General features: G+C 71.6%; 3 protein-coding genes. All 3 read right to left on the bottom strand.

Features of this window, described 5'->3' with window-relative positions:
* On the bottom strand, positions 1 to 5,398 hold a 5,398-nt coding region (locus ACFWJB_RS34745; protein WP_386927274.1), incomplete at its 3' end, for a type I polyketide synthase.
* A gap of 84 nt (positions 5,399 to 5,482) precedes the next feature.
* Entirely contained in the window at positions 5,483 to 16,594 is an 11,112-nt protein-coding gene (locus tag ACFWJB_RS34740) for a type I polyketide synthase (RefSeq protein ID WP_386927272.1), read from the bottom strand.
* A gap of 43 nt (positions 16,595 to 16,637) precedes the next feature.
* Positions 16,638 to 17,576: KR domain-containing protein (locus tag ACFWJB_RS34735; RefSeq protein WP_386927270.1), on the bottom strand; the 939-nt coding region annotated here is incomplete at its 5' end.

The raw sequence follows: 17,576 nt of genomic DNA, 5'->3' as shown, positions 1-17,576 counted from the left end.
TACGCCCCGAACCGACCGCGGGCCGCACAACCCCCGCACTGCCCTCCACCGCGCTCGCCGACACCAGCTCCGCCAGCAGATGACGCGCCAGCACCACCGGCGACGGATAGTCGAACACCAACGTCGCCGGCAACCGCAGCCCCGTGGCCCCGTTCAACCGGTTCCGCAGCTCCACCGCCGTCAACGAGTCGAAACCCAACTCCTTGAACGCTCGCTCGCCGTCGACCGCGGTGTCGTCGGCGTGTCCCAGGACGGCGGCGACGTGCGTGCACACCAGCGTCTTAAGGGCGTCGACCCGGTCGGCCTCCGCCAGGGACACCAGGCGCTGCCACAGCGCCGAGGTGCCGGCCGCGGCGCCGGGTGCCTCCACCGTACGACGGGCGGGTATGCGCACGAGGTCCCGCAGCAGCGCCGGTGTGGTGCCCGTCGCGGCCTGGGCACGCAACGCGGCCACGTCGAGGCGTATGGGCAGCAGGACCGCGTCCGCCGTGTCGGGGTCGGTCGCCGGGGTCACCGCGGCGTCGAACAGGCTCAGGCCCTCGTCGGAGGTGAGGGCGGCGATGCCGGCGCGGCGCATGCGCCGTACGTCCTCGTCGGCCAGGTGGCCGGTCATCCCGCTGCGCTCGGACCAGAAACCCCAGCCGAGCGAGACCGCGGGCAGGCCGTGTGCCCGCCGATGTGCCGCCAGGGCGTCGACGAAGGCGTTCGCCGCCGCGTAGTTGCCCTGTCCGGCGCCGCCGAACGTACCGGCGGCAGAGGAGAAGAGTACGAACGCGGACAGGTCCAGGTCCCGGGTCAGCTCGTGCAGGTGCACGGCCGCGTCCACCTTCGGCCGCAGCACCGCGTCGATCTGATCGGGTGTGAGGGAGGTGATGACGCCGTCGTCCAGGACACCGGCCGCGTGCACGACAGCGGTCAGCGGATGTTCGGCGGGCACCGTCCGCACCAGGGCCGCCAGTGCCGACCGGTCGGCGGTGTCGCAGGCCTCGATGGTCACCGAGGCACCCAGGTCGGTGAGTTCGGCGGCCAGTTCCGCGGCGCCGGTCGCCGCCCGGCCGCGACGGGACACCAGCAGCAGGTGCCGTACGCCGTGTTCCGTGACCAGGTGCCGGGCCACCAGCGCGCCCAGGGTGCCGGTGGCGCCCGTCAGGAGGACCGTGCCTTCCGGCCGCCAGGCCGGGGCGGACCCGTCCGTGGCCGGGGTTCCGGCGCGGGCGACTCTCGGGGCAAGCAGTTCGCCCGAGCGTACGGCGATCTGCGGTTCACCGGTGGCGAGCACCGCGTCGAGCACCCCGCCCGGCACCTCGCGCCCGTCCACGTCACACAGCACGAACCGCTCCGGATGCTCCGCCTGCGCGGACCGCACCAACCCCCACACGGCAGCAGCCGCCAGATCGGTCACATCCTCACCCGGCACAGCGGACACCGCACCCCGGGTCACCACCACCAGACGCGACCCGGCGAACCGCTCCTCACCCAGCCACTCCCGCAACACCTCCAGCGCACGACGCGTCACCGACCGCACCACCGCCGGATCACCCACACCGGCACCCGAACCGGAGCCGTCGTCCGCGTGCGTCGTAAAGGAGGCCAGAACGACGTCCGGCACGGCCGTCGCGCCCGCCTCCACAGCCGCTCGCAGCTCCGCCAGCTCGGGACGGGCCACGGTCGCCGGGGACGTGGCCGGGGTTTCCGTCGCGACCCTGCGCCAAGTGAGGCGGAACATCGCCTCGTCGGTGATCCGCGCCGACGCCCTCAGCTGCTCGAGCGACACGGTGCGCGTCGTCAGCGACGTCACCGCCGCGACCGGTGCTCCGGTGGTGTCCGCGACGAACACGGACACGGCTTCCGTTCCGGCCGGGGCGAGCCGTACGCGCAACGAGGTCGCGCCCGTGGCGTACAGCGAGACGCCTTCCCAGGCGAAGGGCAGGCCGGGACGCCGCTCGTCGCCGTCCGGCTCGCCGGTTCCCGCCAGGGCGTGCAGGGCGGAGTCGAGCAGCGCGGGGTGCATGCCGAAACGGCTCGCGTCGGCTTGGTGCTCGTCGGCGAGGGCGACCTCGGCGAACACCTCGTCCCCGCGCCGCCAGGCCGCGCGTACGCCCTGGAAGGCCGCGCCGTACTGGAGACCGGTGGCCGCCAGCCGCTCGTACAGGTCGTCCACGGGGACCGGCTCCGCACCGGTCGGCGGCCAGACGGCCAGTTCCGCGGAGACGGAGGTCTGCCCGACGCCACTTGCCGGGCCTGCGGTCAGCGTGCCTGCGGCGTGCCGCGTCCACGGGCCCTCGGTCTCGTCCTCCGGCCGGGAGAACACCGCGACCGGACTCCGTCCCGCGGTGTCCGGTGCACCGACCGTCAACTGCACCTGTACAGCGGTGTCGTCGGGCAGGACCAGCGGCGCTTCCAGCGTGAGCTCCTCCAGCCGGTCGCAGCCGACCGCGTCCCCGGCGCGCAGCGCCAGCTCCACGAACGCCGTACCCGGCAGCAGCGTCGTCCCGCCCACGGCGTGATCGGCAAGCCAGGGGTGCGTGCGCAGCGACAGCCGGCCCGTCAGCAGGAACCCTTCCGAGTCGGCCAGAGCCACGACCGCTCCCAGGAGCGGATGGTCGGCGGAGCCCAGCCCCAGCCCGGCAGCCGACTTCTGGCTCACCGCAGGGCCGGTGGTCTCCAGCCAGTAGCGCTCGCGCTGGAAGGCGTAGGTGGGCAGGTCGGTGCGCCGGGCGCCCGTGCCCGTGAACACTCCGGCCCAGTCGACGGCAGCACCGCCGACGAACGCCTCCGCGGCAGACGTCAGGAAACGCGTAAGGCCACCTTCGCCGCGGCGAAGTGAACCCACCGCCGTGACAGGGGTGTTGATGTGCGTCTCGGCGGTCTGCTCGACGCCCATCGTCAGCACCGGATGGGCGCTCGACTCCACGAACAGACGGAAACCGTCGTCCAGGAGGGCACGCAGGGTGTCGGCGAAACGGACCGTCTGACGCAGGTTGCGATACCAGTAACCCGCGTCCAGGGACGACGTGTCCAGGACCCCGGCGGTCACCGTGGAGTAGAACGGCACGGTGGACGGCTGCGGAGCGACCCCGGCCAACTCCCGCAGGAGAACGTCCTCGATCTCCTCCACGTGCGCACAGTGCGAGGCGTAGTCCACGGCCACGCGACGAGCCCGTACTCCCTCGGCCTCACACGACGCCAGCAACTCGTCAAGGGCGTCCGCGTCACCGGACACGACCACCACGGCGGGGCCGTTGACCGCCGCCACCGACAGACGACCACCCCAAGCCGACAGCCGCTCGCCGACCTCGTCGGCGCTCAGGGATACGGAGACCATGCCGCCCCGCCCGGACAAGGCCCGGATCGCCTTGCTGCGCAGCGCCACCACCTTCGCCGCGTCCTGGATCGACAGCGCACCCGCCACACACGCAGCCGCCATCTCACCCTGCGAATGACCGATCACCGCGGCCGGCTCGACACCGTACGAACGCCAGACCTCGGCCAGGGACACCATGACGGCCCACAGCACCGGCTGCACCACATCAACCTGACCCAGCCAGGTATCACCACCGGTGTCACGGATGAGATCAGTCAACGACCAGTCCACATACGGCTCCAGAGCCGCCGCGCACTCACCCATCCGCTCCGCGAAGACGGGCGAGGACTCCAGCAGTTCGGCCGCCATACCGGCCCACTGCGAGCCCTGCCCCGGGAAGACGAACACCGCACGGCCGTCCGTACCACCGGCCCGTCCGCGGACCAGGCCGACGGTCTCACGGCCCTCGGCCAGCGCTTCGAGACCGTTGGCACCGTCCAGGACCACGGCCCGATGCTCGAACACCGACCGCGTCGTCACCAACGACAACCCGACATCCACCGGCGACAGGTCCGCCCGGTCCCGGACGAACGAGGCCAGACGCCCGGCCTGCGCCCGCAGCGCCGCCTCGGACTTCCCCGACACCACCCACGGCACCACCACCGGCGTGACACCGGTGGAGGACTCCGCGGCCGGCTCCTCCTCGACAGCCGGTGCCTGCTCGAGAACCACGTGCGCGTTGGTGCCGCTGATACCGAACGACGACACGCCCGCCCGGCGAGGTTCCTCGCTCTCCGGCCACGGCATGGCGTCCGTCAGCAGTTCGACGGCACCGGAGGACCAGTCCACGTGGGTCGAGGGCTCGTCGACGTGCAGCGTCTGCGGCAGCAGCCCGTGCCGCATCGCCAGCACCATCTTCATGATGCCCGCGACACCGGCCGCGGCTTGCGTGTGCCCGATGTTCGACTTGATCGAGCCGAGCCGCAGCGGCCGGTCCTCGGGACGGTCCTGGCCGTACGTCGCCAGCAGCGCCTGCGCCTCGATCGGGTCACCCAGCGTCGTCCCCGTACCGTGCGCCTCGACCACGTCGACCTGCTTGGCGGAGAGCCTGGCGTCCGCGAGGGCCGCGCGAATCACGCGTTGCTGCGAGGGGCCGTTCGGCGCCGTCAGGCCGTTGCTCGCGCCGTCCTGGTTGACGGCGGAGCCGCGGATCACGGCGAGTACCGGGTGACCGTTTCGCCGGGCGTCGGACAGCCGCTCCAGCAGCAGCATGCCGACACCCTCGCCCCAGCCGGTACCGTCCGCGCCCGCCGCGAACGGCTTGCACCGGCCGTCGGGGGCGAGGCCGCGCTGGCGGCTGAACTCCACGAAGGTACCGGGGGTGGACATCACGGTGACACCGCCGGCCAGCGCGAGCGTGCACTCGCGTCGGCGGAGGGCCTGGCCGGCCCAGTGGAGAGCCACCAGGGACGACGAACAGGCCGTGTCGACGGTGACCGCCGGGCCTTCCAGACCGAGGGTGTAGGCCACCCGGCCGGAGGCGATGCTGCCTGCCGTGCCGTTGCCGAGGTACCCCTCGACGCCCGGGGGGAGGGACTCCAGACCGGTGCCGTAGTCGTGGTACATGACCCCCGCGAAGACACCGGTGCGGGAGCCGCGTACCGAGGCGGGGTCGATGCCGGCCCGTTCGAAGGTCTCCCAGCTGGTCTCCAGCAGCAGTCGCTGCTGCGGGTCCATGGCCAGTGCCTCGCGCGGAGAGATACCGAAGAACGCGGGGTCGAAGTCGCCGGCCGCGTGCAGGAAGCCGCCCTCACGGGCGTAGCTCTTGCCCACGGCGCTCGGGTCGGCGTCGTACAGTCCCGCCACGTCCCAGCCGCGGTCCTCCGGGAAACCGGAGATGGCGTCGGTGCCGGCGGACACCAGCCGCCAGAGCTCCTCCGGGGAGCGCACGCCACCCGGGTAGCGGCAGCTCATCGCCACGATGGCGATCGGCTCGTGATCCGCGGTCTCCGCCTCCTGGAGGCGTTGCCGGGTCTGGTGCAGTTCGGCAATGACTCGCTTGAGGTAATCCCGGAGCTTTTCTTCGTTGCTCATCGCGCGTTTCCCATCAGAGGCAGATCAAAGGCTTTCGACGGACGGGGAGTCGACCGTGCGGGTCGCGTGTCGTCCGAGGTCGGGTCAGATGAGTCCGAGATCCTCTTCCACCATCCTGAAGAGGTCGCCGTCCGTCGCCGATTCGAGCTGGTCGACGAGAGCGGCGCTTTCCGTGCCTTCCTGCGTGTCGCCGTACTTCGCAAGGAGATCCCGTAGCCGTGAGATCACGTCGGTGTGGCCGATCTCCTCGAGGGTCATGGCCGACAGTCCGGCCTCGAGGCGGTCGAGACCCTCGGACAGGGGCACGTCGCCGCCGGTCGCACCGCGAGGGGCGAGTTCCTCGTGGAGGTATCCGGCCAGGGCCGTCGGTGTCGGGTAGTCGAACACGAGGGTGGCGGGCAGCCGCAGTCCGGTGGCCGCGTTGAGCCGGTTGCGCAGCTCCACCGCGGTCAGCGAGTCGAAGCCGAAGTCCTTGAAGGCGCGTGCCGGTTCAACGGTTTCCGTGCCGCCGTGACCGAGGACGGCCGCGACGTTCCGGCGGACCGTGTCCAGCACGATGCGTTCGCCCTCCGCCGTCTGCACACCGGCCAGCCGTTCCCGCAGGCCGCCCGTTGCCGCCGTCTCCGTGGTCCCTGCCGTCCGCTGCCGGGGCAGCCGGACCAGTTCCCGCAGGACGTGCGGCACTTCGCCTCCGCCGTCCCGCACGGATGCCCGTACGGCCGCCGTGTCCAGCCGCATCGGCGCCAGCACCGGCGTCCGGCCGGCGCAGCAGGCGTCGAACAGTGCCAGTCCGTCGGCCGTCGGCAGTCCGCCGAGTCCGATGCCGGCCATGCGTCGCTGGTCCGCGTCGCCCAGGCCGCCGGTCAGCGTGCTGCGCTGCTCCCACAGGCCCCAGGCCAGCGACAGGGCGGGCAGGCCCTGGGCGTGGCGCTGGGTCGCGAGTGCGTCGAGGTAGGCGTTCGCGGCGGCGTAGTTGCCCTGCCCCGCGCCGCCGAACGTGCCGGCTGCGGAGGAGAAGAGCACGAACGCCGAGAGGTCGGCTTCGGCGGTCAGTTCATGCAGGACGGCGGCCGCTTCCGCCTTCGGCCGGAGCACGGCTTGCATCCGCTGCGGTGTCAGCGACGCGATGACTCCGTCGTCCAGCACGGCGGCCGCGTGTACGACGCCCTTGAGCGGATGCTCGGCGGGAATGCCCGCCAGCACCGTACGGAGGGCGTCGCGGTCGGCCACGTCGCAGGCGGCCCAGGTCACCGAGGCTCCCGCCCCGCTCAGGTCGGCCGTCAGACCGGCCGCCCCGTCGGCGTCGGCACCGCGGCGGCTGAGCAGCAGCAGATGACGTATGCCGTGCTCGGTCACCAGGTGCCGGGCCACCAGACCGGCGAGTGTGCCGCTCGCTCCTGTGATCAGCACCGTGCCCTGCGGGTCCCAGGTGGCCACGGCACGCGCCGCACCGCCGTGCGTGGCAGAGGGAGGTCCGGACGGGTCGGTCCCGGCAGCCGGTCCGGCGTGTGCGACCGTACCGGCCCCGAGCGCTGCCTGGCCCTCGGGATCCGTTCCGTCCGGGGCGTCCGTCGTGGCGCGCACCAGCCTCGGAATCAGGACGCTGCCGCCGCGTACGGCCAGTTGAGGTTCGCCCGAGGTGAGCGCGGCGGCCAGGGGCGCTGCGGATCCGGCCTCGGCCGGGTCGTCGACGTCGAGGAGGAGCAGTCGGTCGGGATGCTCGGCCTGCGCCGAGCGCACCAGGCCCCATATGGCGGCTCCCGCCGCGTCGGACACGCCCTGGTCGGCGGGGCTAGTGGCGAACGCCGCGGTGTTCACCGCACCCCTGGTGACGACCACCAGACGCATGTCGAGGAACCGGTCGTCCGCCAGCCAGTCCTGTACCCGCTCCAGGGTTTCGGCCACCCTCGACCGCAGACCGGCACCGCTCTCCGAGCCGGCGGTCATGCCCGTCGCCGAGTACGTGTCCTCGCCGTCGCGGGAGCCGGGGACGATGCCGGTGTCGCCGGGTACGTGGAGGAAGACCCACTCCGGGAGGGGCGCGTCGTCATCGCGTACCTGGGCACGGTCGCCGGTGTGGTGCTCGTCCAGACCCTGCAAGGCCAGGTGCTGCGCGACGTCCCAGCCGCCCGCACGCAGGCCGGCGGCCAAGTCGTCGCTCCCCGCGCCGATCACGGCGCACCGGACGGCGGAAGGCCCCTCGGTCAACGGAAGTTGCAGATTCCGCCAGTCGAGCCGGAACAGCGACTCGCGCAGGTCGTCGCGGGCGGCGTCGATCTGCTCGGCCGTGACCGGGCGTGTCACCAGGGCGTCCACCTGGACCACCGGCCGACCGGACTCGTCCGCCACGGTCACCGACACGCCGTCGGTTCCCGCGGATGCGAGCCGCACCCGGACCCTGTCCGCGCCGGTGGCGTAGAGGGAGACGCCGTTCCAGACGAACGGCAGCGGGATGCGGTTCAGTCCCTCCTCCCCCTGCTCGACCAGGCCACCCGGTCCGGCCATGTGCAGGGCCGCGTCCAACAGCGCGGGGTGGATGCCGTAGTGCGTGGCCTGCTCCGCGTGCTCCTCCGGCAGCGCGATGTCTGCGAAGACCTCGTCGCCCCGCCGCCAGGCCGCCCGTACGCCCTGGAACACCGGCCCGTACGTCAGCCCGCCCAGCGCGAACCGCTCGTACGTGCCCTCGACGTCCAGTGCCTCGGCCCCGGCCGGTGGCCATACGGCCGGTTCGTCCGACACCGGCCGCACCGTGTCCGCCGGGCTCGTGGTCAGTACGGCACCGGCGTGACGCGACCACGGTTGGTCCGGATCGCCGGACTCCTGACGTGCGTACACGGTGACCGGGCGCCGGCCGTCGTCGTCGGAGCCGCCGACGACGACCTGGAACTGGACCGCCCCGTTCTCCGGCAGCACGAGGGGGGCCTCCAGGACGAGGTCGTCCAGCCGCGTGCAGCCGAATCGGGCCCCGGCGTGGAGGGCCAGGTCGACGAAGGCCGTGCCCGGCAGCAGCACGGCTCCCAGCACCGTGTGGTCGGCCAGCCAGCCATGGGTCGCCAGCGACAGACGGCCGGTGAAGAGACAGCCGTCGGAATCGGGCAGAGCAACCGCCGCACCGAGGAGAGGGTGATCTGCCGCCCCCAGACCGGCCGAGGTCACGTCACCCACCGACGGAGCCACCGGAAGCCAGTACCGCTCTCGCTGGAAGGCGTAGGTGGGCAGGTCCACCAGCCGGGGGCGGGACGGGGCGAGGAATGCGGCCCAGTCCACCGCATGACCGCGGACATACACCTCGGCCAGGGCCCGCACCAGCGTGTCGGCCTCATCACGGTCCTTGCGCAGCACCGGGGCGAACAGCACCTGCGGGACGCATTCCGCGCCCATCCCGGACAGGACACCGTCCGGACCCAGCTCCAGGCAGGCCGTCACTCCGTGCTCGGCCAGGTGCGTCATCCCGTCGGCGAAGCGCACCGCTTCCCGCACGTGCTGGACCCAGTACTCCGGGTCGCACACCACAGCCGCATCCGCCGGCCCACCGGTCACGTTCGACAGGACGGCCAGCTTCGGCGCCTCGTAGGCCACCGACCGGGCGACCTCGCGGAACTCGGCCAGCATCGGCTCCATCAACGGTGAGTGGAACGCATGCGAGACCCGCAGCCGGCGCACCCGCCGACCCTCACCCCGCCACAACTCCTCCAGCCCCGCGATCACTTCCTCAGAACCGGAGACGACCACAGCAGTGGGACCGTTGACCGCCGCGACATCCACACCCTCCCGGTCCGCCAGCGCAGCCCGGACCACCGACTCCTCGGCCTCCACCGCCAGCATCGCCCCACCAGCCGGCAACGCCTGCATCAACCGGCCACGCGCCGCCACCAGCACACACGCATCCTCGAGGGACCACACGCCGGCCACATGGGCAGCAGCCAGCTCGCCGATGGAATGCCCGCCCACCACATCAGGACGCACACCCCACGACGACACCAACCGGAACAACGCCACCTCGACCGCGAACAGAGCACACTGCGTGAACTCCGTCGCGTCCAGCACCGAGCTGTCTCCGCTGAAGACCACCTCAAGCAACGGCCGCTCCAGCAAACCGTCGAACGCCGCGCACACCTCGTCGAAGGCTTCGGCGAACACCGGGAAGGCCTCATACAACTCCCGGCCCATACCGACCCGCTGACTGCCCTGACCCGAGAACAGCACCGCCAACCGACCCGGCACCACCTGCCCCCGCACCACACCCGCGGACTCACCGCCCTCGGCCAGCACCCCCAGACCAGCCAGCCCGTCCAGCACGACGGCACGGTGCTCGAACACCGACCGCGCCGACACCAACGACCAACCCACATCCACAGAAGCCACTTCCGTGCTCTCACCCACGAACGCCGCCAGTCGCCCGGCCTGCGCCTGCAGCGCCGCCTCGGACTTCCCCGACACCACCCACGGCACCACCACAGGCGACTCGGTTCCGTCACGGTCACTCGCGACCGGTTCCGTGTCGGGCAGTTGCTCCAGGACCACGTGCGCGTTCGTGCCACTGGCGCCGAACGATGACACTCCGGCGCGGCGGAGTCGGCCGGTCTCCGGCCACGGGGTGGTCTCCGTGAGCAGCTGTACAGCCCCTGCGGACCAGTCCACGTGTGAGGAGGGCTCGTCGACGTGCAGCGTCTGCGGCAGCACGCCGTGGCGCATCGCGAGCACCATCTTCATGATCCCTGCGACACCCGCCGCGGCCTGGGTGTGCCCGATGTTCGACTTGACGGAGCCCAGCCGCAGCGGCCGGTCCTCCGGACGGTCCTGGCCGTAGGTGGCCAGCAGCGCCTGCGCCTCGATCGGGTCACCCAGCTTGGTGCCCGTGCCGTGCGCCTCCACCGCATCGACCTCGGCGGCCGACAGCCCGGCATTGGCCAGCGCTGCCCTGATCACCCGCTGCTGCGACGGACCGTTCGGCGCCGTCAGACCATTGCTCGCACCATCCTGATTGACAGCCGAACCCCGCACGACCGCCAGCACCCTGTGCCCGTTCCGCCGCGCGTCCGACAGCCGCTCCAACAGGAGCATCCCGGCACCCTCGGAGAACCCGGTGCCATCCGCACCCGACGCGAACGCCTTGCACCGGCCGTCGGGAGCAAGACCCCGCTGACGGCTGAACTCCACGAACAACGCCGGCGTCGCCATCACCGTCACACCACCGGCCAACGCCAGCGAACACTCCCCCTGCCGCAGCGACTGCACCGCCAGATGCAACGCCACCAACGACGACGAACACGCCGTATCCACCGTCACCGCAGGTCCCTCGAACCCGAACGTGTAGGAGATCCGCCCCGAAGCGATACTGCCCGCCGTGCCGTTTCCGATGTAGCCCTCGACACCGTCCGGAACAGAGAGGGAGCCGTAGTCGTGGTGCATGATCCCGGCGAAGACACCGGTCTGACTGCCGCGCACCGACGCCGGGTCGATACCCGCACGCTCCAGCGCCTCCCACGACGTCTCCAACAACAACCGCTGCTGCGGATCCATCGCCAACGCCTCACGCGGCGAAATACCGAAGAACCCAGGATCGAAGTCACCGGCGTCGTGAAGGAACCCACCCTCACGCGCGTACGCCGTGCCCTTGTGGTCGGGGTCCGGGTGGTAGAGCGCCTCCAGATCCCAGCCGCGGTCGTCGGGGAATCCTGCCATGGCATCCGTACCTCGGTCGAGGAGCCGCCACAGCTCCTCCGGCGTCCGCACACCACCCGGGAAACGACAGCTCATCGCCACGATCGCGACCGGCTCGTCCACCACCGAAGCCGCCGTACGCCCCGAACCGACCTCGGGCCGCACAACCCCCGCACTGCCCTCCACCGCGTTCGCCGACACCAGCTCCGCCAGCAGATGACGCGCCAGCACCACCGGCGACGGATAGTCGAACACCAACGTCGCCGGCAACCGCAGACCCGTGGCCCCGTTCAACCGGTTCCGCAGCTCCACCGCCGTCAACGAGTCGAAACCCAACTCCTTGAAGGCCAGGTCGGGTGCGACCTCGTCGCCCGCCGCGTATCCGAGTATGGCTCCGATGTGGGTGCGGACCAGGTCGAGGACGGTCTGTTCCCGTTCCGTCTCCGACATTCCGGCGAGGGTGCCGGCCAGTCCGTCGGCCGTGTCCGTCGCCGTCGCGGCGCGTCGCACGTGCGGACGCACCAGTCGGCGCAGCAACGGCAGTACGGGTCCGTCCCCTCCTCGCAGGGCGGTGCCGGTGAACCGTACCGGGACGAGGAGTGCCTCGTCGGCAGCGGTGGCCGCGTCGAAGAGGGTCAGACCTTCCCGCGAGGACAGCGGTACGACGCCGCCGCGCGCCATCCGGGCGAGGTCGGTGTCGCCGAGGTGTCCGGTCATCTCACTGCGGTCGGCCCAGAAGCCCCAGGCCAGCGAGACGGCGGGCAGGCCTTGCGCGCGCCGGTGCGCGGCCAGGGCGTCCAGGAAGGCGTTCGCCGCCGCGTAGTTGGCCTGGCCGGCCGCGCCGAAGACCGCGGCGGCGGACGAGAAGAGCACGAACGCGGACAGGTCCAGGTCCCGGGTCAGCTCGTGCAGGAGCAGGGCCGCGTCCGCCTTCGGTCGCAGTACGCCGTCGATCCGCTCGGGTGTCAGCGCGTCCACCACGCCGTCGTCCAGGGCGCCCGCGGCGTGCACCACACCGCGCAGGGGGGCGGCGTCGGGAATGCGTGCCAGAACACCGGCCAGCGCGGCGCGGTCCGTCACGTCGCAGGCCTCGAAGACCGCGTGAGCCCCCAGGGATTCCAGTTCGGTGGCCAGTTCCGAGGCTCCGGGGGCGTCGCGGCCCCGGCGGGACACCAGCACCAGGTGCCGTACGCCGTGCTCGGCGGCCAGGTGGCGGGCGACCAGGCCGCCGAGTACACCGCTCGCGCCGGTGATGAGTACGGATCCCTCGGCACTCCAGGGGCCGGTCGCCGTAGCCGTCGTCGGCGCGGAGGCCCTGACCAGGCGAGGGGCGCGCAGCTCGGTCGACCGTACGGCGAGCTGCGGTTCGTCGGTGGCGAGGGCCGAGCGCAGCGCGTCGCCGGCGCCGTCCCAGCTGTCGAGGTCGACCAGCCGGAACCGGTCCGGATGTTCCGTCTGCGCGGAGCGGACGAGGCCCCAGACGGCTGAGGCCGCCATGTCCGTCACGTCCTCGCCGGAGGTCGTCGCCATGGCGCCGCGCGTCAGGAGGACCAGCTTCGACCCGGTGGTGGCCGCGTTGCCGAGCCACTCCTGTACGGCGCGCAACGCGCGACTGGTCAGTTCACGCGTGTCGGCGGTGATGTCGTCCGTCGGGGATACACACGGCAGCACCACAGCTTCGGGGTATGCCTGTCCCGTCGGGGGGAACAACTCGGTGAGGGTCGTCGCCTGCCGCCCGGCCGATCCGCGCAGTGCCTCGACACATGCGGGGTCCGTACCCAGCACGGCCCACTCCTGTCCGGCGGCCGGCGCGGCAACGGTCGGCACGGTCTCCCAGGTCACCCCGAACAGCGAGTCCAGCGACGGCCGTGCGGCGCTCTGAAGCAACTCCGGTGAAACGGGACGGCCCACCAGCGAGCCGATCGACGCGACCGGCGCTCCGGTGGCGTCGGCGACCACCAGGGACACGCCGTCGGCCCCCGTCCTGGACAGGCGCACCCGAAGCAGGGAAGCACCGACGGCGTGCAGCGACACCCCGCTCCAGGCGAACGGCAGCCGCGCCGAACCGGCGTCCTCCGCCTCATCGGCGCCCGCATCCGTATCCGTCGGATGACCGACACCGGTCACGTGCAATGCCGCGTCCAGCAGCGCGGGGTGGATGCCGTAGCGCTCCGCCTCCTCACGTTGTTCTTCCGGGAGCGCCACTTCCGCAAAGAGGTCGTCGTCCTGCCGCCAGGCCGCCCGCACGCCGCGGAAGACCGGCCCGTAGTCCAGTCCCAGCGCGGCCAGTCGTTCGTACAGGTCGTCCACCGGAACCGGCGAGGCACCCGCGGGCGGCCACACGGCCAACTGGTGCTGTTCCGTGCCGGCCTCGCCCTCGGACGTGGCGAGCAGGCCCTTGGCGTGGCAGGTCCAGGGTTCGTCGTCGTCGCTCTCGGGACGGGAGTAGACCCCTATGTCGCGGCGCTCGGGATCATCCGCACCGCTCACGACGACCTGTACCTGCACCGCACCCGACTCGGGCAGGACCAACGGTGCCTGGAGCGTCAGCTCCTCCAGTGTCCGGCAACCGGCCGCGTCCGCCGCACGAAGGGCCAGCTCCACGTACGCCGTCCCCGGCACCACCACCCTGCCCAGCACGAGGTGGTCGGCCAGCCACGGCTGCGCCGCGAGTGACAACCGGCCGGTCAGCACCATTCCGTACGCGTCCGCCATCGACACCACTGCTCCCAGCAGCGGGTGGTCAGCCGAGCGGAGACCGACAGCCGCCACGTCACCGACGCGGGAGGCGGGCGCCTTGAGCCAGAAGTACTGGTGCTGGAAGGCGTAGGTGGGCAGGTCGGTGCGCCGGGCGCCCGTGCCCGCGAACACTCCGGCCCAGTCGACGGCCGCACCGCCGACGAACGCCTCCGCGGCAGAGGTCAGGAAACGCCCCAGACCACCTTCGCCACGCCGCAGCGAACCCACCGCCGTGACAGACGTGTTGATGTGTTCCTCGGCGGTCTGCTCGACGCCCATCGTCAGCACCGGATGGGCGCTCGACTCCACGAACAGACGGAAACCGTCGTCCAGGAGGGCACGCAGGGTGTCGGCGAAACGGACCGTCTGACGCAGGTTGCGATACCAGTAGCCCGCGTCCAGCGACGACGTGTCCAGGACCCCGGCGGTCACCGTGGAGTAGAACGGCACCGTGGACGACTGCGGAGCAATCCCGGCCAGGTCTCGCGAGAGAACGTCCTCGATCTCCTCGACGTGGGCACAGTGCGAGGCGTAGTCCACGGCCACGCGCCGGGCCCGCACACCGTCCGCCTCACACGACGCCAGCAACTCGTCCAAGGCGTCCGCATCTCCGGACACGACCACCACGGCCGGGCCGTTGACCGCGGCCACCGACAGACGACCACCCCAAGCGGAAAGACGCTCCCGCACGGCTTCGACACCGAGAGAAAGCGACACCATGCCGCCCCGCCCCGACAAAGCCCGGATCGCCTTGCTGCGCAGCGCCACCACCTTCGCCGCGTCCTGCAACGACAGCGCACCCGCCACACACGCGGCAGCGATCTCACCCTGCGAATGACCGATCACCGCAGCCGGCTCGACACCGTGGGAACGCCAGACCTCGGCCAGCGACACCATCACAGCCCACAACACCGGCTGCACCACATCAACCTGACCCAGCCAGGCATCACTACCGGCGTCACGGACGAGGTCGGTCAACGACCAATCAACGTAAGGCTCCAGAGCCGCCGCGCACTCACCCATCCGCTCCGCGAATACCGGCGAGGACTCCAGCAGTTCGGCCGCCATACCAGCCCACTGCGAGCCCTGCCCCGGGAACACGAACACCGCACGGCCATCAGCACCGGCCGCACTCCCCTGCACAACGGCGGCGGACTCACGTCCGTCGGCCACCGCTTCGAGCCCGTCCGCACCGTCCAGGACCACGGCCCGGTGCTCGAACACCGACCGCGTCGTCACCAACGACAGCCCGACATCCACCGGCGACAGGTCCGCCCGGTCCCGGACGAACGAGGCCAGACGCCCGGCCTGCGCCCGCAGCGCCGCCTCGGACTTCCCCGACACCACCCACGGCACCACCACCGGCGCGACACCGGTGGAAGACTCCGGGGCCGGCTCCTCCTCGGCAGCCGGTGCCTGTTCCAGGATCACGTGCGCGTTCGTACCGCTGACGCCGAAAGCCGAGACACCGGCTCGGCGGGGCTCCCCGCCCTCCGGCCACGGCATGGATTCCCGCAGCAGCTCGACAGCTCCGGCCGACCAGTCCACCTGCGGCGACGGCTCGTCGACGTGCAGCGTCTGCGGCAGCAGTCCGTGCCGCATGGCGAGGACCATCTTCATCACACCGGCCACACCGGCCGCGGCCTGGGTGTGCCCGAAGTTCGACTTGACCGAGCCCAGCCGCAGCGGCCGGTCCTCCGGACGGTCCTGGCCGTACGTCGCCAGCAGCGCCTGCGCCTCGATCGGGTCACCCAGCGTCGTCCCCGTGCCGTGCGCCTCGACGGCGTCGATCTCCGCCGCGGACAACCGGGCGTTCGCCAGTGCCTGGAGGATCACCCGCTGCTGGGAGATGCCGTTCGGTACGGTCAGGCCGCTGCTGGTGCCGTCCTGGTTGACGGCGGAGCCGCGCACCACGGCGAGCACCGGGTGGCCGTTGCGCCGGGCGTCGGACAACCGCTCCAGCAGCAGCATGCCGACACCCTCACCCCAGCCGGTGCCGTCCGCGCCCGCCGCGAACGCCTTGCACCGGCCGTCGGGAGCGAGCCCCCGCTGGCGGCTGAACGCCACGAACAGCCCTGGGGTCGTCATCAGGGTGGCTCCGCCGGCGAAGGCGACCGAGCACTCGCCCTGACGCAGTGACTGCACTGCCATGTGCAGGGCGACCAGCGACGCGGAACAAGCCGTGTCCACCGTCACGGCGGGGCCCCCGAACCCGAAGGCGTAGGAGAGACGGCCGGACATCACGCTGGCCGCGCTGCTGGTGGCCAGGTAGCCTTCGACGCCCTTCGGAGCCTGGCGCAGGGCCTCGACGTAGTCCTGGCCATTGGTGCCTATGAAGACCCCGGCCTTGGTACCGCGCAGCGAGGCCGGGGCGACACCGGCTCGCTCCATGCTCTCCCAGCTGGTCTCCAGCAGCAGTCGCTGCTGCGGGTCCATGGCCAGCGCCTCACGCGGCGAGATACCGAAGAACGCCGGGTCGAAGGCGCCCGCGTCGGAGAGGAAGGCGCCTTCCTTGACGTACGACGTGTCGGCACGGTCCGGGTCCGGGTCGTAGAGGGAGTCGAGGTCCCAGCCACGGTCGTCCGGGAACTCGGACACCGCGTCGCGGCCGGCGGCGAGCAGCTCCCACAGCTCTTCCGGGGACCGCACCCCACCGGGGAAGCGACAGCTCATGCCGACGATCGCGATGGGCTCCTGGGCCTTCTCCTCGACGTCCCGGAGGCGGCGTTGGGTCTGACGCAGATCAGCCATGACCCGCTTCAGGTACTCGACGAGCTTCTCTTCGTTCGACACTTAGCCCTGCCCCCTCGCGGACACCAAACAGTTCTTGATCATCTCAGGCATCCCCGAGTTCTCGGTCGATCACGTCGAAGAGTTCGTCGAGCGACGCGTCTTCGAGGTCGTCGGTCACCGCATCGTCGGGTCCGACGCCCTCGGTGGACGCGGCACCCGGCTGGTCGAGCTTCGCGAGCATCGCCTGGAGTCGGACGACCGCCTTGGTCCGGGCGATGTCGTCCTGCGGCAGTGCGGTGAGAACGGCCTCGAGATGGTCGATCTCCACCGGCAACGCCTTCTCCGGTGAGGCGTCGTCCGGGGCCAGCTCCGCCAGAAGGTGGTGAGCCAGTGCCGAGGGCGACGCGTAGTCGAACAGCGTGGTGGGCCGCAACCGCAGGCCGGTGGCCGCGTTCAGCCGGTTGCGGAGTTCCACGGCGGTGAGCGAGTCGAGGCCCATCTCGAAGAAGCCGCGCTCCGCGTCGATCCCCGCATGGGTGGCGTGCCCGAGCACCATCGCCGTGTTCTTGCGGACGAGGTCGAGCAGCAACGACTCCCGCTCGGCCGCGGGAAGGGAGGCCAGGGTCTCCGCGAGCGGCTGAGTGCGCTCGGCCGAGGCGTCTTCCGAGTCGCCGACGCTCTGGTACGCCTGCCTGACTTCGGCGATCTCACCGAACAGCGCGCTGCTGCGGGAACCGCTCAGCTCCTTGGCGAAGCGTGACCAGTCGACATCGGTGATCACCGGGCAGGCATCGGGGCCGGTGAGGGCCCGCTCCATTGCCTTGACCGCGAGATCGGGCTCCATGGGCGGCAGCCCGAACCGCTCCATGCGGCCACTGACCAGGGCGCTTTGGGCAGCCATGCCGTCGTCGGCCCAGGGGCCCCACGCGATCGACGTCGCCGGCAGACCCTCAGCCCGCCGCGCCTCCGCCAACGCATCCAAATACGCGTTCGCCGCCGCATAGTTCGCCTGCCCCGCCCCGCCCACCGTCGCCGAGAACGA

The organism is Streptomyces sp. NPDC127100 (assembly GCF_042724095.1).
Classification (GTDB): domain Bacteria; phylum Actinomycetota; class Actinomycetes; order Streptomycetales; family Streptomycetaceae; genus Streptomyces.
The sequence above is the reverse complement of the archived record's forward strand: the minus strand, read 5'-3'. Positions and strand labels throughout refer to the sequence as shown.